This is a genomic window from Maribacter sp. 2-571 (genome assembly GCF_050589625.1).
Taxonomy (GTDB): Bacteria; Bacteroidota; Bacteroidia; order Flavobacteriales; family Flavobacteriaceae; genus Pelagihabitans.
Genome location: NZ_JBNGOP010000077.1, coordinates 1 through 851, shown reverse-complemented (window position 1 = coordinate 851; position 851 = coordinate 1). Strand labels below are relative to the sequence as shown.

The window sequence follows — 851 nt, the reverse complement described above, 5'->3', positions numbered from 1 at the left end:
CCAATGTACAACTCCCCCACAACACCCACGGGTACAGGTTGGCCGAAATTATCCAACACATATGTCCTATAATTATCCAACGGTTTACCTATTGGAATATTTGTAGGTGTATCAAGTTCAATCGAATTTTCTAATTCATAAAAAGAACAGTCAATCGTTGTTTCTGTTAACCCATAACTATTTAGAATACGTATTCGCTTGCCAAAATTATTATGCAACGTTTTAAAATCTCCTACCTGACAAGTATCCGATCCTAAAATCAATAGTTTCAAAGATGGACAATCTAATTTATTGGTATAGAAATAATCCATTAAAGGAATAATCAATCCAGGTGTAGATTCTAAAATAGTGATTTCATGCTCACTGATTAAGTCATATATACCATCTGGAGTTAGCAACTGCGAAGAGGGACATACAATTAATTTACCCCCAAATAATAAAGCACGACAAAAATCTCCCGCAAATACATCGAACGAAAAACTAGCCATTTGTAAAAGTCGTGTGCTTTGGTTCAGTTCATATTTCCGTTCCCAACAAAAGGCCATGTTAATAAGGTTGCCATGCGCTACCATCACCCCTTTAGGGGTTCCCGTAGTACCGGAAGTGTAGATCACATAACATAGATCTTGTGGTCGTATGGGAACGGTTATGTCCTCTAACGCATTGTCATTGTAAAAAGACGCTTCAGCATCTATCAATAATAGTTGCCCCTTTGGTAAATGGGACAACTCCTCTTCGGCTATATTGCCTTGGGTCAATACCAAAGCCGATGCCGTATCCTCCAGGATAAAATCGATTCGCTCTTGCGGGTACCCGGGGTCTATCGGTACGTACGCCCCTCCAGCCTTGAG

Annotated in this window: 1 protein-coding gene; it reads right to left on the bottom strand. The window is 40.0% G+C overall.

Going from position 1 to position 851, the window contains the following annotated elements; genetic code table 11:
* Positions 1 to 797 (bottom strand): AMP-binding protein (locus ACRD7P_RS20940; protein ID WP_430909752.1); only part of this gene is annotated, 797 nt, incomplete at its 3' end.
* Between the last annotated feature and the right edge of the window lie 54 nt (positions 798 to 851).